Source organism: Nocardia sp. NPDC088792, assembly GCF_044750615.1.
GTDB lineage: Bacteria > Actinomycetota > Actinomycetes > Mycobacteriales > Mycobacteriaceae > Nocardia.
The window spans coordinates 841,494-859,539 of sequence record NZ_JBIVKC010000004.1 but is presented as its reverse complement, the minus strand read 5'-3'; the positions used below and the strand labels follow the sequence as shown (position 1 = coordinate 859,539).

Sequence of the window (18,046 nt, the reverse complement as noted above, 5' to 3'; positions counted from 1 at the left end):
GCGGTACGGACGGCGCGGGCGCGAGGCCGCATTCGTCGCAGAAACCGTCCAGAATGGTGCCGCCGCAGTCCGGCCGCATGCACTTGGTCATCGTGTTGCCGTCTTCTCGGTGATCGCCTGTTGATATTCGGCCAGGGCCCGGGTGGCCGCGGCGAGATCGCATGGCGGAGTGTGCAAAAGCTCATATGCCCGCCGGTAGCGGGCGTCGACGGTGGCGTCCTCGCTGAGGCGCAACCGCGCGCCCTTGGCTCGATACGCATCCAACCGGCCGCGGAGTTCATCGCGGCGGTCGATCAGCGCGAGCGAGTTGTCGCGGGCCGTCTCGGCGGTGGAACGCGCCCGCTCCACATCCCGGGCCAGGGCCACCACATCATCGTTGACGTGGGTCCAGTGCCGCTCCTCCGAAGCATGCAAGTGGCTGAGCCGATCCCGCAGCGGAGCAAGGGGTTCGAGGGGGGAAGCGGTCGCACCGGCGATCTTGGCGGCCGTGACGGCCGCCGCCGACCGCGCCTCGTTCTCGGCGGTAGCGGCAGCGTCCAGCTCACCGGTCAAGCCCGTCAGCCGTGCGGTGACGCTGTCGCGGCGGCCGCGCAGCTCCTCCAGAACGGCCTGCAGTTCATCGATCTCGCGGTTCAGCACCGTGGGATCGGAACTGTCCGGCTGCCGCTGCGCCAGCGCCAGCGGATCCGACATGGCCAGCATGCGATCGGTGTTCAACCGCCGTTCCACCGCATCGATCCGGACCAGCACCGGATGCCCGATATCGGCCAGCCGTAGATCGGCGGCCAACTGCCGGGCCTCCAGCAACCGCGCGCTCGCCCGATCCACCCCCGGCAGATAGGCCGAGGCCACCGCGTCCGCCGTCGAAGCCAACTGCACCACTTCGCGATACGCCGCCGTCATCTGCGCCACCAACTGGGCCAGCGTCATCGACCGGCTGACCGCGGCGGGACCGATGAGATCGCGTTCCGCCAGCGGAATCGGCTGCGGCGCCAGCACCACCGAAGGCCCGCACAGCAACCGCGTCAACTCCGCCAGCTCGGCCTGCCCCGGCCGCCCCCGCCGCGACCGCACCGCATGCACCTGCGCCACCACACTCTCGAAAAGCCGGAACTGCGCCCAGATATCGGCGAACCGCACCCGGGCAACCGCCCAGCGATCCGCACTGACCCCGGTCAGCGGAACCTCGTTCAGAAACCGAACCCCCGGATGATCCTCCAGCTCCACGAGATTCACCGAAATCTCGGAGCGATCGGCGTCGAGCCGGGCCAAGGCCATATCGACCTCGGCAATTGCCAGCACTGGCACCCCCGTCGTTCAAAGCAATCAAATCTGGTCGGGACCGATCCCCGTCAGCACATGCTGCCACCCCGCACCGTAAACAAACCGTAAGTATTAGAACGTATCCCGACGTCAGGGGCTACTTGAACCCCCGACCAGCGCGGAGAGGGAGGCCCCGCCGCCGAGACGTGATACTGGAGACATTCGTTGTCACGGATTCGACACGGCAACTCCGCCTGCACGATTCGAAGCGAAAGGTAAATACATCGACAGCCTCCCGCCGCCCCGGCAGAGTGACCGTCCGTGACGAGCAGCGAACTGTGGACCTGCGCGACCGCCACTACGGTTCCTGCGGCCCGGCCAGGTCGCGGTGCCGTTCGACGTTTCCGAACGGCATCTCGGCTTCGACACCGTCGATTTGGCCGAACAGATCCTCGTCTCGCACCACTTCACCCGCGACGGCGACCACTACCGTCGCAGCACCTCCCGTCACCGATACGCTCGGCCCGCAGAGCTCGACCTCATGGCCCGCATCGCCGGGCCCGAGCTGGAACGGCGCGTCGCAGACTGGAACGGTGCGCCATTCACCCAGGACTCCGCGAACCACATCTCGTCTAATGGCTGATCTTTTCCAGTTCGTCGATGTCCTTGCCGGAGAGCGGCAATCCAGCACCGAGGAGATTCTCGCGAAGGTGGGTCGTCGAAGAGGTGCCGGGGATCAGCAGGATGTTCGGTGATCGGTGCAGCAACCAGGCCAGGGCGACCGACATCGGCGTCGTGTTCAACCGGGCGGCGACGGCCGACAGTGCCGCGGACTGCAGTGGGCTGAAGCCACCGAGCGGGAAGAAGGGTACGTAGGCGATGCCCTGCGCGGCGAGGGTGTCGATCAGTTCGTCGTCTCGCCGGTAGGCCAGGTTGTACATGTTCTGCACACACACGATCGGCGCGATCGTCTGCGCCTCGGCGACCTGTTCGGCCGTCGCGTTGCTGACACCGAGGTGGCGGATCAGCCCCCGCCGCTGGAGTTCGGCGAGGGCCTCGAACGGCTCTGCGAGTGAACCCGACTGTGGCCCTGCGGCATTGCCGAGCCGAAGGTTGACCACGTCGAGCACCTCGAGTCCGAGCGTGGCCAGGTTCTCGTGGACGGCGCGGCGGAGGTCCTCGGGCCGCCGAGCCGGCGGCCAGCCGCCCTGCGAATCCCGGGTCGCGCCGACCTTGGTCACGATGTGCAGCGATTCGGGGTAAGGGTGCAGTGCTTCGCGGATCAGCTGATTGGTGACGCGTGGCCCGTAGGCGTCGGCGGTATCGATGTGGGTGATGCCGAGGTCGACGACCTCACGTAGGACAGCGAGCGCGCCGTCGCGATCCACGGGCGGACCCATGACCCCGGGTCCGGCGAGTTGCATTGCGCCGTAACCGAACCGGGTGACGACAAGGTCGCCCAGGGTCCAGGTGCCGCCGGGAAGTGAAGGGGAGGGAGTGTTCATACCGCTACCTTTCGTGTCGAGCTGGTCGGTGCCTTGCTCCATGATTGACGTGTAACTTCCTATTGGGAAGTAGGCACTTCAGAGTGCGTAACCGTCCGCAAGTTGGAGGAGCAGTTGATGGCAACGACGGCGGCAGCCCAGAAGCGAGCGCAGGCCAAGGCCGAATATGACGCCTTCCTGGCGGTATGTCCGAGCCGCAAACTGCTGGAACGGATTTCCGACAAATGGGTCGCACTGATCGTGACCGCGCTCGGCAGCGGCGGATCACCTCGGCCCGACGACCCCTGCATCGGTGAGCCACGGTCCATGCGCTACTCGGAGCTGTCGCGCCTGCTGGCAGGCGTGAGCCAGAAGATGCTCACCCAAACCCTGCGCGCCCTGGAGCGAGATGGTCTGATCACCCGCACCGCGACACCGACCGTGCCAGTGACGGTCTCCTACGAACTGACCGACCTCGGCCTCTCACTGCATCGGTTGGTCCGCGAGATCAAGGGCTGGGCCGAGGCGCACATGGATGAAGTACTCACCAACCGCGCGGCACACGACACCCACGTCGGCTGAACCACTCAACGCAACACACGCCCCACAAGCCGAATTATCGAACATATGTTCTACACATGAAGTAGGCTGGCTCGCGTGAACATACATTCGACCGCGCCGGCGCCGGATGCTCCAGGACCAGGATGGCCGGAACTGGCCGATGTCGATTTGCTGCGCACCCTCGTCGAAACCGAACGCCGCCGGAGGCGACTGGATGCTGCCATGCGCGCGGCCGTCGCCGAGGCCGAGCGTCGTGGCCTCGCCGCAGGCACCGGCTATCGGGACACTGTAGAGCTATTGACTGATCTGCTGCGGATCAGTGCCCACGAAGCGCGCCGGCGAATCGAATACACGGCTCCGCAAGCCCGTTCGCGTTCCAGGAAGGTCTGGAGGGTGCTGGCGGCGGCAAGCTGAGGCCGAACCCGACCATTGCCGCGGTGAGTTTTCTCAGGCGGCGGAAGGGTTTTCGAGGACGATTGCGACTCCTTGACCGGATCCGATGCAGACGCCGATCGCACCGTAGCGCGCATTGCGTTCCCGCAGTTCGGTGGCCAAGGTGAGGACGTAGCGGGCGCCGGTGGCGCCGAACGGGTGACCGATCGCCACCGCGCCGCCGTTCGGTGTCAGCTTCTCGTCCGGGATGACGAAACCGTCCAGCTGGTTGGGCAATTCACGCAGCACACCCAGGGCCTGGGCGCTGAATGCCTCGTGCACTTCCCACACATCGATCTGCTCGGGTGTCAGGCCCGCGCGTCGAATCGCCAGCGGCAGCGCCCACGCCGGAGCCAAACCCATGTAGAGCGGATCGATCCCGTACACCGCCGACGACACCACCCGGGCCAGCGGTTCGACGCCGAGTTCGGCTGCTCGTTCACCCGAGGCCAGCACCACTGCGCTGGCTCCGTCGGTCAGGGGAGTCGAGTTCCCGGCGGTCATCTGCGTCGTCCCCGGCTGCGGGGGCAGCGCCGCCAGCCTTTCGGCGGTGGTGTCGTCGCGGATGAATTCGTCATGCTCGAACAGGCGGGCCGGGGTCTTCCTCGTCGCGGCGATCTCCACCGGCATGATCTCCTTGGCCAGCCGCCCGGAATCCCTGGCCGCCTTGGCATTTCGCTGCGTCCGCAGCGCGAACGCGTCGATTTCCTCGCGGGTCAGCCCGTAACGGTCGGCGACGTTCTGTGCCGTCTCGATCATCCCGATATAAGCATTGCGCGCCAGCAGCACCGGATTGGCGGGACCACCCGCACCCGCCCACATGGTGTCGAGCAGAATGACCGGACCACGAGGCCCGAACGGCGAGTCGCCCTTCATATACGCCCACCCCGACCGCGACATCGACTCGACGCCACAGGCGATCCCGACGCCCAGATCCCCCGCTTTGATCGCGTGCGCGACATTGACGGTCGCACTCAGCGACGACCCACAAAACCGATTGATCGTCGCCCCCGCCACCGTGTCAGGGAATCCCGCCGCCAGCGCCGCCCACCGCGCGACATCCCCCATCCCCTCATGGGCCGGATTAACGCACCCCGCAACAATATCCTCAACCTGATCCAGCCCCACCCCAACCCGCTCGCACGCCCCCTTCATCGTCATCCCCAGCAGGTCGTCGGCCCGAATATGCGACAGCGAACCACCGTACCGAGCAAACGGCGTCCGAACACCACCAAGCACAAACGCTTCCGCCATCACGATCTCCTTCGAAAGTATCCTCAGAGTCTCAACGAGCGAGCCGTACTTGCCACCCCGATCTTGCCCCGATCCCGACGAAATCCGCCACACCCACACACCCGACGGCGCCGAGTCCGCCGACCTCCGAGACCGAGCTACTCGAACCCACGGCCTAACGAAGGATCGACCGGCCGTACCGATCCGACTGCGCGGAACGTCCGCAACTGCCGAGGACCGAGTGGCACCTGACCCCTCAGAAATCGGACAGAATCTCACGCTGAGGTACCACTCGAGGACGCCGTCCGCCAAGCTCGAAACGGCGAGAAGTGCACTGCCGTGGCCGATTCCGGCAAATCCCCTCAGCAGTGTGCTGTTGATCTATCCCTTAGCGAGAGGGGTAGGAATCATCGACGGCCTGTGGATGATTCGATGGTGATGCCTGGCGGTCAGTTGCCGTCGTGAGCGTCTCTGATGGTTTGTTGTAGTTCGCTGTTGATGCGTTGTGCTTCGGCGAGTTGATCTTCGAGGATCACGATCCGGCAGGCGGCCTCGAGCGGGTTACCGTCGTCGACGAGTTGGCGGACCCGCGCGGCGATGCGCAACTGGTAGCGGGAGTAGCGGCGGTGCCCGCCCTCGGAACGTTGCGGGGTGAGCAGTTTCGCGGCGTCCAGGCCGCGCAGGAATGCTTGGGTGACTCCGACGATTTCCGCGGCCCGGCCCATGCTGTAGGCCGGATAGTCATCGTCGTCGAGTCGGTCGGCGGGCGTGCTGTCGGCGGGTTTCGCGTGTGGATCTTCCACTACACCTCTCGGTGGGTTCATGCCTTCAGGCCCCGGCGCAGTGCGCCGGGGCCTGAGGTCGTTACGAAGGGGTTGACTCAATTTCGGTTACCGGCCGGTGAGGCCGGTGCTTGACACCGCGTCCGAACGTGTTGACAGGGACGCGTAATGCGTACGTATGTGCTCGTGGACCACCTCCCGGCTCGTAGGTTGCGCACCCCCGCACCCGAATGTTGCTGGCACGGTCCCGCTTCGAAAGTCCTCTTGCTACTTCCGGCGCCTTTCGCGGTGTTCTTCGTCCCCTCCTGCGGAAACAGGATCACAAACTTCACCCGCCGGCGGGGGACGGCCCAAACTGAACTTCTCCGGGCAGTTCATCTCTCCCGGGCCCTTGACTTGCTGCTTGTTGAACAAGAGAGACAGTACAACGGGTCACAACGGTTGTCTACACCCTTGAGTGCAGATTTTTTCCCTCGTACCGAACATGCTGTTCACTCGCTCTGCCCTCGTTCGCGGCCGTGCGTATGTCGGCGGTGAACCTCGCGGGATCGTTGTTTTGTCCAGCGCATCTGGACCTCCCGCGAGTGCTGCCTCCCGCGCGGCTCGAAACGCCCAGGCGGCTCTCCGGTGTCAGGCGCTGGTCGGCGACCTGGGGGACCCGCACGCCAATAGCCCCCTGACGGCGCAGCCGACGCCTACTCCGAAAGGCATGAGCCCCCATTTTCGGTGCGGGAAAAACTATCGTGATGGATGTAGACATTCCTCTTGTTGTGGCATATATTCGCTGTCGTTGCGATTGAGAGATCAAGTAGCTGGGCAGCGGAACTGCCTGGAACATGAGGTTCGACCGCCCCTTCCGGTGCAGACGAAACCGGCACTACCCCCGGCCGGGGCCGCCGCTGGAGGGGGCGAAGAAGCAAGGTGAGAACCATGACGGGCCCCGGCGCTCCAACGCGCCGGGGCCCGTCACGGTGGCAGCACTTCCCGATCTTCGGCAAGACGAGCACAGCCTCTCCACGCCCCGCGCGACCGAGATCGAGCCGACACAAGGTTCCGCTGCTGAACGCACTGTCATCAGCGTAAAGCGTTCCGTATCGCACCTTTCCATGCTGACTTCATTCGAAACGAGTGAGCGATAATGCCGCGACCTGCGCGTTCAGGAAAGCGCACCAGCAGCAACACCGAGGTGGCAGACGCCGGAGCGATGGCGGAACGAAATTCGGCGTCAGCGGCGGCCGCAATCGACCCGACGGCCGCCTAGAACCATTCTGGTCAGAGCCATGGGTGGGCAAGTTGCACGGGAAGTGAACGGCTTGCGGTCGGTCCAGCACCCGGGCGCTGCGCCGCAGCGGCTGCCACCCTTGATATTCATTCTGCGAAGTCTGTCCTGAGCGGGTTCCGTTGCCCGGTGGTGAAGCGCTGCGGGAATCGCACCCACCGCCGCACAAACCGCTACCACCGTAATGCCGATCCTGCCGATCACCGTAGTTCTCAACGCATTCCACACATTGCCCCCTACCGCTGTCGACCACTGGGCATGTTATCCGGGGAGCTCACCTCCCTTCGGTATCGCTCGACCCGAAGTCCTCGTGCGTCAGCGATTGACCCAGCGTGAGCACCCGATGGTCCAGCTAGCCGTTCTCGGAGGCCAGTTTTCGACAATTCCGACAGGGTCGCCGTTTCCCCGGCGCCAGCTATTCTCCAGGTCATGGGGAGGATTCGGCCGGTGCTGGCCGTCACTGCATGCGTACTGCTCACCGGTGCCTGTGGGCACACCGAGACGACCGCGAAGAACACGACGCCGTCCGTGCCGACGACAAGCCCGGCACCGGTCATCGCGGCCACCAAGACCATCGCGCCAACGACTTCGACGATCCCGGTGGAACCCGCAGCGCTGCCGCTGTGCGGTGACGTCAAGGGATCCGGTTCCGCAGGCGCGGCGCCGGCCGACTGCAAGCTGATCTCCCACGACAGCGCGGGATTCTCGTTCATCGTGCGCCATAGGGACGGCTTCAAGTTCGGGACTCAGGCGAGGATCGACGTGACGGGCGGTGACGGCACCGTCCTGCAAACCATCGATACGGACGATTCCGACGCTCCCGGCGTTGAGCCGTTCCTGGCCGATCTGGTCGGTGACGGACGGGATGAACTGATCGTGCCGCTTTCCCTCGCGATCGTGGGCAACGGCAACTTCGAGGTATTCCGTCCCAAGGCGAACAAGCCGGAATTCGCCAGGTCCGGAACCGTGTTCGGGATCGGGGTGGATCGTTCGGCGGGCGGCTACATCGTCGGACAGTCCAAAGGCGGTGCCGCGCACTGGTACATCGAGTTCGACAGGTTCCAGGGTTCTCAACTCGTGTTCGTCGCCGAGATCATCAACTCATCCGATACCAACGGGCATTGGACCTGCGCGGTCGACAACGAGCAGGGCTCCCTGCAGTCCGAACTCAGCGACGACGAAATAATCCAGCGGTTCTGCGGCCGCGAGATCCTCCGGACCGCCCCGGTGCACTGACGCACTGCATTCCCACGATCTTGTATTGCCTATGCCGGTGTGGTGTCAATGTTTTCCATAGCGGCGCCGTGGCGCCGCCCCCGCATCGTTTCCCGGGCTGCTCCGGACTGTGTCCATAGACGGGTCCGGTCGACGTCGAGTTGTGCTGCACCGCAATAGATATCGAGGAGACGAAGAATTACCGGTTGCATATCCGAGGATCGGGGCAGGCGGTCGAAGCGGGGGCTGCGGATGATGTTGAGTGGCTCGTGCGCTGGGTCGCCGACGTAGGTTTTCGGGTTGACCGCGAGCCATGGTTCTCGATCCGAGGGCAGGTTGGCATCTCGATCATGAGGCGGCTTTGTGCAATCGGAAGACGCGGTGCTCGGGCACAGGGAGACGTCTTTGCCGGGCCTCGAGCCGCCCGGGCGTTACCGGGCCACGTGGGCGGCTGTCTCGTCGCCGTACACGAGTGAGAGGCGGCGAACTTGTCGGTGGGAACGAGGTGATCGTTGATCGGCGGCGTCAGGATGGGAGTTGATTCGAGTGCTCGACGAGGAGAGACAATGGCGACTGTGGTGCCGGAATCCGCTTATCGGACCGCCGAGAAGTTGTTGGGGCACAACCGATCCGAGCTTGTCTATGGGGCGGAGGTGACGCCGGTTCGGATCGTGGGGGAGGAGCGGTTCTGGTATCGGAGCCGTACGGCCGACGGCATACGGTATGTCTTGGTCGATCCTGCGGCGGGCAGGCGGGAAGTGGCATTCGATCACGAATGGCTGGCCGCGGTTCTCGGGGCCGCGAGTGGAGAGAAACTTGATCCCGCGCTACTTCCGCTGTCGGCGTTGGCTTTTCCCGGCGGTGCGGTCGAGTTCGATGCGCTCGGCACGCGCTGGCGGTGCACGCTGGACACCGGTGAGTGTGAACGGCTGGCCGCGCGGCCGCGCTCTCCGCTCGAGGTGCCGTCACCGGATGGGACCTCGCTGGTGTTCCGCCGTGGCGACGACCTGTGGGTTCGTTGCGACGACGGCTCTGGGGAGCGTGCGCTGACCAGCGACGGCGTGCCCGATTACGGCTACGGGGCCGAGCCGGGGCCGTTCGTTCCGCTCGTCTTGCTGCGGGCGCTCGGTGTGCCGCAGCTACCGCCGTCGGTGGTGTGGTCGCCGGATTCGACCCGGGTGCTCACCATCCGCACCGACGAGCGGGAGGTGGCGACGATGCATCTGGTCGAGGCGATGCCACCGGATGGCGGCAGGCCCGCCCTGCTGACGCTGCCCTACTCGGTGCCGGGAGAGGAAGTGACCGCGCGCGGTGAGTTGGTGGTGCTGGATGTGCGTTCGGGAACGATGGTGACCGCGCAGGCCGAGCCACTGCGGATGTCATACATCACGCCGATAGCGTTGCGGCAGGCGTGGTGGGACCGGGACGGTTCGGCCGTCTACTGGCTCGATCACTCGCGAGACCAGCGGACCTTGCGCTTGCAGCGACTCGACCCCGAGACCGGCGCGGTGCGCACGCTGATCGAGGAAAGCGGGCCGACCCGGGTGGAACCGGCCCAGGAGATCGCCGCACCTCCGATCGTGCGGGTGCTGCCCGGAGGCCATGAGGTGCTGTGGTTTTCACAGCGCGACGGCTGGGGACATCTGTACCTGTACGACACTCGCACCGACGCGCCACCCGTCCAGGTCACCTCGGGGGCGTGGGTGGTGCGGCAGATCCTGCATGTCGACGAAGACCGCCGGGTCGTCTACTTCCTCGCCTCCGGGCTGATCGCCACCGATCCCTACCGCCGCCAGGTGTGCCGGGCGAATCTGGACGGGTCGGGTTTCGCGCGGCTGTGCGACGACGACCTCGATCACGTCGTCACCGTCCCCGAGAACGCGGCATATTTCCTCGACTCCGCGTCGACAACCGAACTCCCGCCGGTGATCACAGTTCGCGACTGGGACGGCGCAGTGCTCGTCGAACTGGAACGTGCCGACGTCGTCCGGTTGCGCGATACCGGCTGGCGCCCGCCGGAACGGTTCCGCACCACCGCCGCCGACGCAACCACCGACATCTACGGTGTGCTGTACCTGCCGCACGATTTCGACCCAGGCCGGCGCTATCCCGTCATCGACCACATCTACCCCGGCCCGCAGATCCACCGCGTTGCGCCGTCGTTCGACCCGGGGTCCTACGGGTACGACGCCGAGGCGCTGGCCGCGCTGGGATTCGTTGTCGTCGCGTTGGACGGGCGGGGAACTCCCGGGCGGGACAAGGCATTTCACGACGCGTCCTACGGCAGGCTGTGCGATGCGGGCGGGCTCGACGACCACATTGCCGCGATCCGGGAGCTGGCCGCGACGCGGCCGTGGATGGACCTGGATCGCGTGGGGATCTTCGGGATTTCGGGCGGCGGTTACGCCACCGTGCGGGCGCTGTGCACGTACCCCGACTTCTATACCGTGGGCGTCTCCGAATCCGGCAACCACGATCAGCGCATCTACCACCAGGTGTGGGGCGAATCCTACGACGGGCCCTACGACGCGGAAATCTATCGGCGCAGCGCCAATCCGGAGTTCGCCGATCGGTTGCGCGGCAAACTGCTGCTCGTCCATGGCGAACTCGATCACAATGTCACCCCGCAGCAGACGCTGCGGCTCGTCGCCCGGCTCGTCGCGGCGGACAAGGACTTCGAGATGCTCCTCGTTCCCGGCGCCGACCACGCCTTCACCGGCGCAGAGCATTACGTGATCCGGCGGCGCTGGGACTTCCTGGTCCGGCATCTGCTCGGCGCCGAACCGCCCGCAGGATTCCGGCTCACCCCGGTCCCCATCGAAAAGTCCATGGCGGCAATGAGCTTCCGCTGACCGCCGCACACAACACGTTGAAGGAGTTATTTGTGGCACTCGATCATGTGGTGACTCAACGCCTTGTCGATGACACCGCCGCCGAACTCGGCATCGTCGGCGCGCAACTCGCTGTCCTGCTCGACGGTGAGATCCACGAATTCGTCACCGGCACAGCCAATGCCGAACTCGATACCCCGGTCACCCGCGATACGCTGTTCCAGATCGGTTCCACCACAAAGGTATACACCGCGGCGCTGGTGATGCAGCTCGCCGCCGAGGGTGTGATCGATATCGATGCCCCGCTGATCACCTATCTGCCGGAGCTGCGGCTCGGTGATCCGGAGACCACGAAGACCGTCACCCCTCGTCACCTGATGGCGATGACGAGCGGTCTCGACAACGGCCCCTACACCGATACCGGGCGCGGTGACGATTGCGTGCGCGCGTACGCCGATCTGCTCACCGACATCGCGGTGATCGACCCGCCCGGCGCGGAGTACGGCTACACCAACGCCTCCACCAACCTCTCCGGCCTACTCATCGAACGGCTGTCCGGCCGCTGCTGGGATGATGCGCTCGCCGAGCGGTTGCTGCGGCCGGCCGGATTGACCCGATCGGCAAGCCTTTTCGAGGAACTGCCCTACCATCACATTGCGGTCGGGCACACTCGCGACGGCGACGGTAAGCCGGAAATCGTGCGGCCGTTCACCTTTTCCCGCGGCATGGGCCCGGCAGGCAGCACGCTGTGCGCAAGTGCCGGGGACATGGTGCGGTTCGGTGGGCTGTTCCTGCGGGGCGGGCTCGCCGAGGACGGCACCCGGATCCTCTCCGAAGACACGGTGCGGCAGATGCACACGCCGCAGGTCGATGTGCCTGCCAAACTGTTCGCCGACCAGTGGTGCTTGGGCCCGTACCGCAAGGTGTGGGACGGAGTCGCGGTCTACGGTCACAGCGGCACCACCCCGAGCGCGTCCTCCACACTGCAGTGGCTGCCGGAAGCGGGCGCCGCGATCGCTACCGTCGTCAATGTGGCCAATCGCGGATACGCCTTCGCGGAGACCGTGATTCGCGAGGTCGTCCGCACCGCACTACAGATCGACGCACCACAGCGTCCGCAGCCCGACGACAGCGTGTCCTTCGATCCGGCTCGATACGCCGGCACCTACGAGAGCGCGAGCATGGTCTTCCGGATCGAAGCGCAGGGCCCTCGCCTGGTCGGGCACTTGGATGTGCGAGTAGTCGGCCCCGACGGTCAGGCGAGTCTCCAATCCGTCGCGTCCTCGCAGCTGCTGCCGCTCGGCGAGGACCGCTTCCTGCCCGCCGACGACGCATTCACCTCCAACCACCGGTGGGACATCGCCTTCCAGTTCGGAAAGGACAACGTCGCCGAGCGAATACTCAACGGCGCCTTCGCGGCACGACGCGTGCGGTGACCGCCTTATGCGGGCGGCGTGGATCAGGCTGTTGCCGTGCGGGTTTCGGTGGCGCGGAGGCGGTCGGTGAGGGCTTCGATGGTGCCTTCGCGGTGCTGGTTGTGGAGGGCGACCAGGCGGGGGAGGTCGGCTGCTTCCAAGGCGGTGACTATGGCGGCGTGTTCGGCGATGATGCGGTCTATTACGCGGGGGTCCGAGGCGTAGATTGCGCGGTAGATGCTGGTGAGCAACCAGATTCGGCGGAGTTCCGTGACGAAGAGGTCCAGGCCGGAGAGTTCGAACAGGGTGAAGTGGAAGTCGGTGTTGAGGCGGCGGAAGGCGCCCAGGTCGTGGCGGGCCGCGGCGGCGGTGATCGCGGTGTTGATCTCGCGCAGGCGGGTGATGGCGGCGGGGGCGACTTCTCTGATGTCGCAGAGGACTTCGTTCTCGAGGAGCTGGCGTAGGCGGTAGGCCTGGGCGAACTCGGCGACGCTCAGTTCGCGGGCGCAGAAGCCGGCATTGCGCCGGTAGGTGAGGAGGCCGTCGGAGGCGAGGGTGCGGAGGGCCTCGCGGACCGGCTGGCGGCTCAGGCCGAGTCGGTCGGCCAGTAGTTCCTGGCGGATCGGCTGGCCGGGGCTGAGGGTGCCGGCCGCGATCGAGTCGTAGATGGCATCGATCACCGCTTGTACCGCGCCGGTCGCGGCTTCGCCGTCGCGCGGGTCCGTCGGCATCGGGGTCTCCTTCGTTCGGTGGCTGCCACAGTGTCGGTCGTTGGCTACCGGACCGGCAATTGGATCCAATTCATTGACTCTAACTCGCTACCACTCCTAGGATTGGATCCAATCTGATCGTCAGGAGTGGAAATGACAACCGCCATGACCGGAGTCGAGGTCCGCGTCGAGGACCATGTCGGCTGGATCGTGCTCAACCGGCCCGAGAAGAAGAACGCCCTCGACCGCGACATGCTGCTGCGCTGGACGCGGGCGCTGCGCGATTTCGAGGCTGACCGGGAGGTGCGGGTGGTGGTCGTCCGCGGCGCCGGCGACGCCTTCTGCGCGGGCGGTGATGTCGACGGACTGGCCGCGGCCGACCGGACTCCCCTCGAAGCGCGCCGGCTCATGACCGACCACGTGCACCAGGTTGCCCGCGCGGTCGAGGACCTGAACAAGCCGCTCATCGCGGGCGTGAACGGGGTTGCCGTCGGCGCGGGCATGGATATGGCGTTGATGTGCGATTACCGCATCGCGGCCGATCGCACCCGGTTCTCGGAAGGCTACGTGCGGGTCGGGCTGGTACCCGGCGACGGCGGCTGCTACTACCTGCCCCGGCTGATCGGGACATCCAAGGCGCTGCGGCTACTGTGGACCGGCGAATTCGTTTCCGCCGCACAGGCATTGGAGTGGGGAATCGTCGACGAAGTATGCCCGGACGGCGAATTCGACGCGCGGCTCACCGCCTTCGCCGCGCAGATCGCGGCGCAGCCGCCGGTGGCCGTGCAACTCATCAAACGAGCTGTGCGCCAATCGATTCCCGGTGATCTGCGCACGGCGCTCGACCTGATCGCCTCGCATCAGGCCATCGTGCAGTCGACCGCCGATTCCCGCGAGGCCATGGACGCATTCCGCGAACGCCGCACCCCGCATTTCGAAGGAAAATGACGAAATGACCACGCACGAACAGGAACTCCGCGAGCGTGTCCGCGCACTCTGCGCCGAATGGGATTACACCCCGCGTGTCGATTCCTGGATCGGCGGCTACGACCCGGAATTCAGTCGCGAACTCGCCCGCCGCGGCCTGCTGGCCCGCACCTGGCCGAAACATCTCGGTGGCGCGGAGGACAGCAATATCGCGCGGCTCGCGATCACCGAGGAACTGTTGCGCGCCGGGGCGCCGGTATCGGCGCACTGGCTGGGGGAGCGGCAGATCGGGCCCGAACTCATCCGGCACGGCACACCCGCACTACAGGAGGAGTTCTGCCCACGGCTCGCCGCCGCGGAAATCGGCTTCGCACTGGGCATGTCCGAACCCGACGCGGGCTCGGATCTGGCCGCGGTCCGCACCACCGCGACCCCCGACGGTGCCGGCTGGCGGATCAGCGGCCGCAAGATCTGGACCAGTGGCGCGCACGTCGCCACTCACCTGTATGTGCTGGCCCGCAGCTCGAAGGAGGACGACAAGCATGCTGGCCTCACCGAATTCATCGTCGAACGCACCGCGCCCGGAGTGACCGTACGGCCGATCATCGGCATGGAAGGGGAACACCACTTCAACGAGGTGACCTTCGACGAAGTGTGGACACCCGGCCACTGGGTGATCGGGCAGGTCGGCAACGGCTGGCAGCAGGTCGTCGGGCAACTGGCGTTCGAACGGGGTGGGCCCGAACGGTTTCTGTCCATGTACCCGCTGCTGAAAGCGGTGCTGGACGCCGGGGGAGTGCTCGGCGCCGAGGACCGCAGCCGACTACACGCGTTGATGGCTCGGCTGATGGTGCTGCGCACGTGGGCGCGCGAGACCGCGCTGGCGATGGACGCCGGATACAGTCCCGTCGTCGAGGCCGCCACCGGTAAGTACCTCGGCAATCGATTCGAACTGGACTGCATCGAATTCGTGCGTGAACTGCTGCCACGGTGTGACGCCGGCATTCACCGCATGTACTGGGAAGCCACGCTGGCTTCGCCGAAATCGGGAATCCGCGGTGGGGCCGCACCGGTCATGCTGTCGATGATCGCGAAGGGGAGCAAGTGAACTACGAATACACCGGCGCCGCAGCCGATTTGCACGCCGCCGTGACACAGGCCGCGGCCGCCTGGGATCGGCCGCAGCCCGGCGCCGACGTCTCGCAGGACGAAACCTTCGCGCAGCACTGGGATCTGGCCGTGAGCCTGGGGTGGACGACCATACTCGACGATGTCGAACTCGCCGACGAGCAAGGGCGCGAATTGCTGGAAGCAGCAGGCGCGGCAGTCTCCGCGTTGGCTCGTGCCGGTGCGAAACTGCCTGTACGTCAGACATTGCTGGCCCGCACCGCGGCCCGGGAATCGTTCGACGAAGCCGCCGTGGCGGTGCTCGACGACGGGACAGGACTGTGGGAGCCGATCGCCGCTGTCGTGGTCGCCCCGAACGGCGAGGTTCGCACGCAGACTCCGAGCCGGGCGGAGCATCTCGACATAGCCGGCCGACCGCTCGCCGCACCGGTGCCACGCCCGGTGCAGCTGGCCGACAGGCAATCGGCGGTATCGAATTATCTACTGCTGCACGAGATCACCGGAGCGGTCGACGGTGCGGTCGACCTCACCCGCGCCTATGTCGGCCAGCGCATCCAATTCGGCCGCCCGCTGAGTTCCATCCCCGCGGTCAAGACCACGCTCGGTGAGTTGTCGGTGGCCCAGGGGCAACTGCACGCCGCCCTGCGCGAGGTGGGCCGCCGACTGCCGGAAGCATCCGAGCGTCCCCGGTTCGCGCTGGCAGCGGCTCGCGAGATCGCCGCCACCACAGCCGGATTCGTAGCATCGACCGCCCATCAACTGCACGGCGCAATGGGTATCACCGCCGAATCCGGCCTGCACCACCGCACCACGCTGCTCTGGGCCGACCGCGACGAAGGGCGCACAACCACCGACCCGGCTGTCCTGACCGAGACGCAGCTCTGGGAGCTGACCGCCCCGGGAGCCACAAGCTGACCGCTGCCCTCGCGACAATTCGACTAGCTACCCGGCCCGTCCATCCGATTAACAAGGGAGGCAATCTTGCCCACCTCATCCGCCGAAACCGCATTCCCACGGGGACCGCTGGCCGGCATCCGGATTCTCGACCTCACCCACGTCGTGATGGGCCCGTACGCCACTCAGCTGCTTGCCGATCAGGGCGCCGACGTGATCGTGCTGGAATCCGAGCAGGGCGACACCAACCGGGTGATGGGCGCGGGCCCGCATCCCCAACTGTCGGGCACCAGCCTGAACCTGATGCGCAACAAGCGCTCGGTGACCATCGATCTGGCCACCGACGAGGGCCGGGACCTGGCGCAAAGGCTCGCTGCGACATGCGATGTGGTGATCACCAGCCTGCGCCCCCGCACCATCGACCGCCTCGGCCTGGACTATCCCACGGTGGCTGCGCGACGCCCCGACATCGTCTACTGCCAGGCGCAGGGCTGGCCTCTCGACAGCCCTCGCGCCGACGACCCCGCCTACGACGACGTCATCCAAGCCGCCACCGGCATCGCCGACGTCATGCAGCGCACCTACGGGTCGCCCGCCCTCGTACCGACCATCCTCGCGGACAAGGTCTGCGGCATCTTCATCGCCCAAGCCGTCACCGCCGCCCTGCTCCACCGCGAGCGCACCGGCGAAGGCCAGCACATCGAACTCCCCATGGCGACGGCCATGACCTCGTTCATGCTCGTAGAGCACGGCGCGGGTGCCATCAGCGAACCTCCCGCGGCCCCGGCCGGATACCGCCGGATCCTCTCTCCGGAACGCCGCCCCTGTCCCACCGAAGACGGCTGGGTCCACATCCTGCCCTATCAGCCCGCCCACTACGCCGCCCTCTTCGCCGGCGTCGGCCGTGACGATCTACTCGACGACCCTCGCTACGCCACCCGGCAAGCCGCCATAGCAAACTCCGACTCCCTCTACCGCGACGTCCGTGCGATCGCAGCCGACTACACGACCGAAGAGATCCTGAATATCTGTACGGTACAAGGTATCCCGGTAAGCCGCATCGGCACCCTGGATGATCTGACCGCCGGCCTTCCCCTCTCCGACCACCCCCTCGCGGGCCGCTATCACGCCATCCCGCATCCGGCCCGCTTCTCCCGCACCCCTGCGGGCGTCCGCACCCCGGCCCCGCTACCCGGCGCCGATACCGCGGCCGTCCTGGTCGAATTGGCGGAACTGGAAGCGTCTCAGCCGATCTCGATCGTGCCGCCGGTAGCGAGGTGGGAGTAAGGGGCACCGGCTCCCGGCCCGTTCGCTCCCAGCAGGCCGCCGACCATCGCGGTACCGATGTTGTTGAGGGCTCCGTCGTGGATGGCGTATGCGAGTCGAGGCGACACCTCGCGCACATAGTCGATCAGCTGACCGGTGGTGGACCACGGTCCGTGCACCGGCAGCAGCAGGGTATCGACGGTGGAATCCGGCACCGTGAGGGCATCGCCGGGATGAAAAACGGTGTCGTCTATGAAGAATCCGATATTCCCCACCCGCGGAATATCCGGGTGGATGACCGCATGCCACGCGCCGTAGACCTTGACCTCGAAACCGGCGGCATCGAACACCTCACCCTCCCCGACCGCGGTGACCCGGCCCCCGAGGCCGTCGAGCTGTCGCGCAACGGCCGTATTGGTCCAGATCCGCAGTGCCGGATCGGCTTCCGCGGCCGCACGCAGCGTCTGCTCGGAAAAGTGGTCGAAGTGCTCGTGCGTGACCAGCACATCATGTGCACCGTCGAGCGCATGCGGTTCGGTCAGTCCGCCGGGATCGATGACCAAACGCCGGCCGTCCTTCTCGATCCGTACGCAGGCATGCCCGAACTTGGTGAGCTGCATGACGCG

The 18,046-nt window shown here is 66.2% G+C and carries 16 protein-coding genes; 10 read left to right on the top strand and 6 right to left on the bottom strand.

The features are described 5' to 3' along the window. Nucleotides 1-87: 87 nt before the first annotated feature. Nucleotides 88-1,302: a hypothetical protein gene (locus tag ACIP5Y_RS30715; protein WP_400355322.1), complete on the bottom strand. Its 1,215-nt coding sequence runs from the start codon at nucleotides 1,300-1,302 to the stop codon at nucleotides 88-90. A 349-nt stretch (nucleotides 1,303-1,651) separates the two neighbouring features. On the opposite strand from ACIP5Y_RS30715, the gene ACIP5Y_RS30710 reads away from it, so the two are divergent. Further along, a complete protein-coding gene (locus tag ACIP5Y_RS30710; RefSeq protein WP_400355321.1) occupies nucleotides 1,652-1,906 on the top strand; it encodes a hypothetical protein in 255 nt (84 codons plus the stop codon). Here the strand turns inward: ACIP5Y_RS30710 and ACIP5Y_RS30705 are convergent. Then, nucleotides 1,896-2,768 carry an aldo/keto reductase family oxidoreductase gene (locus ACIP5Y_RS30705; RefSeq protein ID WP_400355879.1) on the bottom strand — a complete coding sequence of 291 codons (873 nt, stop codon included), beginning with the start codon at nucleotides 2,766-2,768 and terminating at the stop codon, nucleotides 1,896-1,898. The two genes, ACIP5Y_RS30710 and ACIP5Y_RS30705, sit on opposite strands and share 11 nt — an antisense overlap. 117 nt (nucleotides 2,769-2,885) lie before the next feature. Between ACIP5Y_RS30705 and ACIP5Y_RS30700 the strand changes: the two genes are divergently transcribed. Both ACIP5Y_RS30700 and ACIP5Y_RS30695 read left to right on the top strand, forming a co-directional pair. Further along, nucleotides 2,886-3,329 (top strand): winged helix-turn-helix transcriptional regulator, encoded by a 444-nt coding sequence (locus ACIP5Y_RS30700; RefSeq protein WP_400355320.1) that lies wholly within the window; start codon nucleotides 2,886-2,888, stop codon nucleotides 3,327-3,329. Nucleotides 3,330-3,404: 75 nt separating this feature from the next. After that, nucleotides 3,405-3,722 (top strand): DUF222 domain-containing protein, encoded by a 318-nt coding sequence (locus ACIP5Y_RS30695; protein ID WP_400355319.1) that lies wholly within the window; start codon nucleotides 3,405-3,407, stop codon nucleotides 3,720-3,722. 33 nt (nucleotides 3,723-3,755) lie between these two features. Here the strand turns inward: ACIP5Y_RS30695 and ACIP5Y_RS30690 are convergent, their stop codons facing one another. Then, a complete protein-coding gene (locus ACIP5Y_RS30690; RefSeq protein WP_400355317.1) occupies nucleotides 3,756-4,994 on the bottom strand; it encodes a thiolase family protein in 1,239 nt (412 codons plus the stop codon). Between the two features lie 428 nt (nucleotides 4,995-5,422). Continuing rightward, nucleotides 5,423-5,797: a MerR family transcriptional regulator gene (locus ACIP5Y_RS30685; RefSeq protein ID WP_400355315.1), complete on the bottom strand. Its 375-nt coding sequence runs from the start codon at nucleotides 5,795-5,797 to the stop codon at nucleotides 5,423-5,425. 1,666 nt (nucleotides 5,798-7,463) lie between these two features. Between ACIP5Y_RS30685 and ACIP5Y_RS30680 the strand changes: the two genes are divergently transcribed. The 3 genes from ACIP5Y_RS30680 (at nucleotide 7,464) to ACIP5Y_RS30670 (ending at nucleotide 12,516) form a co-directional block, all read left to right on the top strand. Continuing rightward, nucleotides 7,464-8,270 carry a hypothetical protein gene (locus ACIP5Y_RS30680; RefSeq protein ID WP_400355313.1) on the top strand — a complete coding sequence of 269 codons (807 nt, stop codon included), beginning with the start codon at nucleotides 7,464-7,466 and terminating at the stop codon, nucleotides 8,268-8,270. A 545-nt stretch (nucleotides 8,271-8,815) separates the two neighbouring features. Continuing rightward, nucleotides 8,816-11,101: a DPP IV N-terminal domain-containing protein gene (locus ACIP5Y_RS30675; protein WP_400355312.1), complete on the top strand. Its 2,286-nt coding sequence runs from the start codon at nucleotides 8,816-8,818 to the stop codon at nucleotides 11,099-11,101. Between the two features lie 32 nt (nucleotides 11,102-11,133). After that, on the top strand, nucleotides 11,134-12,516 hold the full coding sequence (locus ACIP5Y_RS30670; RefSeq protein WP_400355310.1) for a serine hydrolase domain-containing protein: 1,383 nt from the start codon (nucleotides 11,134-11,136) through the stop codon (nucleotides 12,514-12,516). 23 nt (nucleotides 12,517-12,539) lie between these two features. On the opposite strand, the gene ACIP5Y_RS30665 is transcribed toward ACIP5Y_RS30670, so the two are convergent. Beyond that, nucleotides 12,540-13,226: a GntR family transcriptional regulator gene (locus ACIP5Y_RS30665; RefSeq protein ID WP_400355308.1), complete on the bottom strand. Its 687-nt coding sequence runs from the start codon at nucleotides 13,224-13,226 to the stop codon at nucleotides 12,540-12,542. Between the two features lie 132 nt (nucleotides 13,227-13,358). Between ACIP5Y_RS30665 and ACIP5Y_RS30660 the strand changes: the two genes are divergently transcribed. From ACIP5Y_RS30660 to ACIP5Y_RS30645, 4 genes are all read left to right on the top strand, one after another. Then, the gene (locus ACIP5Y_RS30660) at nucleotides 13,359-14,153 is read left to right on the top strand and encodes an enoyl-CoA hydratase/isomerase family protein (RefSeq protein WP_400355307.1); all 795 of its coding nucleotides are present in this window, start codon (nucleotides 13,359-13,361) and stop codon (nucleotides 14,151-14,153) included. 4 nt (nucleotides 14,154-14,157) lie between these two features. Further along, nucleotides 14,158-15,240 carry an acyl-CoA dehydrogenase family protein gene (locus ACIP5Y_RS30655; protein WP_400355305.1) on the top strand — a complete coding sequence of 361 codons (1,083 nt, stop codon included), beginning with the start codon at nucleotides 14,158-14,160 and terminating at the stop codon, nucleotides 15,238-15,240. Beyond that, nucleotides 15,237-16,175: an acyl-CoA dehydrogenase family protein gene (locus ACIP5Y_RS30650; protein WP_400355303.1), complete on the top strand. Its 939-nt coding sequence runs from the start codon at nucleotides 15,237-15,239 to the stop codon at nucleotides 16,173-16,175. The genes ACIP5Y_RS30655 and ACIP5Y_RS30650 overlap by 4 nt, the downstream gene beginning before the upstream one ends. Before the next feature lie 66 nt (nucleotides 16,176-16,241). Continuing rightward, the gene (locus ACIP5Y_RS30645) at nucleotides 16,242-17,441 is read left to right on the top strand and encodes a CaiB/BaiF CoA transferase family protein (protein ID WP_400355301.1); all 1,200 of its coding nucleotides are present in this window, start codon (nucleotides 16,242-16,244) and stop codon (nucleotides 17,439-17,441) included. Here the strand turns inward: ACIP5Y_RS30645 and ACIP5Y_RS30640 are convergent. After that, a complete protein-coding gene (locus ACIP5Y_RS30640; protein ID WP_400355299.1) occupies nucleotides 17,399-18,040 on the bottom strand; it encodes an MBL fold metallo-hydrolase in 642 nt (213 codons plus the stop codon). The two genes, ACIP5Y_RS30645 and ACIP5Y_RS30640, sit on opposite strands and share 43 nt — an antisense overlap. Nucleotides 18,041-18,046 lie beyond the last annotated feature (6 nt).

Excerpts from the sequence above, each read along its gene's own strand:
- ACIP5Y_RS30685 (WP_400355315.1), bottom strand. The coding sequence starts at position 5,797 with ATGAACCCACCGAGAGGTGTAGTGGAAGATCCACACGCGAAACCCGCC.
- ACIP5Y_RS30655 (WP_400355305.1), top strand. The coding sequence starts at position 14,158 with ATGACCACGCACGAACAGGAACTCCGCGAGCGTGTCCGCGCACTCTGC.
- ACIP5Y_RS30690 (WP_400355317.1), bottom strand. The coding sequence starts at position 4,994 with ATGGCGGAAGCGTTTGTGCTTGGTGGTGTTCGGACGCCGTTTGCTCGG.
- ACIP5Y_RS30705 (WP_400355879.1), bottom strand. The coding sequence starts at position 2,768 with ATGAACACTCCCTCCCCTTCACTTCCCGGCGGCACCTGGACCCTGGGC.
- ACIP5Y_RS30665 (WP_400355308.1), bottom strand. The coding sequence starts at position 13,226 with ATGCCGACGGACCCGCGCGACGGCGAAGCCGCGACCGGCGCGGTACAA.
- ACIP5Y_RS30700 (WP_400355320.1), top strand. The coding sequence starts at position 2,886 with ATGGCAACGACGGCGGCAGCCCAGAAGCGAGCGCAGGCCAAGGCCGAA.
- ACIP5Y_RS30675 (WP_400355312.1), top strand. The coding sequence starts at position 8,816 with ATGGCGACTGTGGTGCCGGAATCCGCTTATCGGACCGCCGAGAAGTTG.
- ACIP5Y_RS30660 (WP_400355307.1), top strand. The coding sequence starts at position 13,359 with ATGACAACCGCCATGACCGGAGTCGAGGTCCGCGTCGAGGACCATGTC.
- ACIP5Y_RS30680 (WP_400355313.1), top strand. The coding sequence starts at position 7,464 with ATGGGGAGGATTCGGCCGGTGCTGGCCGTCACTGCATGCGTACTGCTC.
- ACIP5Y_RS30640 (WP_400355299.1), bottom strand. The coding sequence starts at position 18,040 with ATGCAGCTCACCAAGTTCGGGCATGCCTGCGTACGGATCGAGAAGGAC.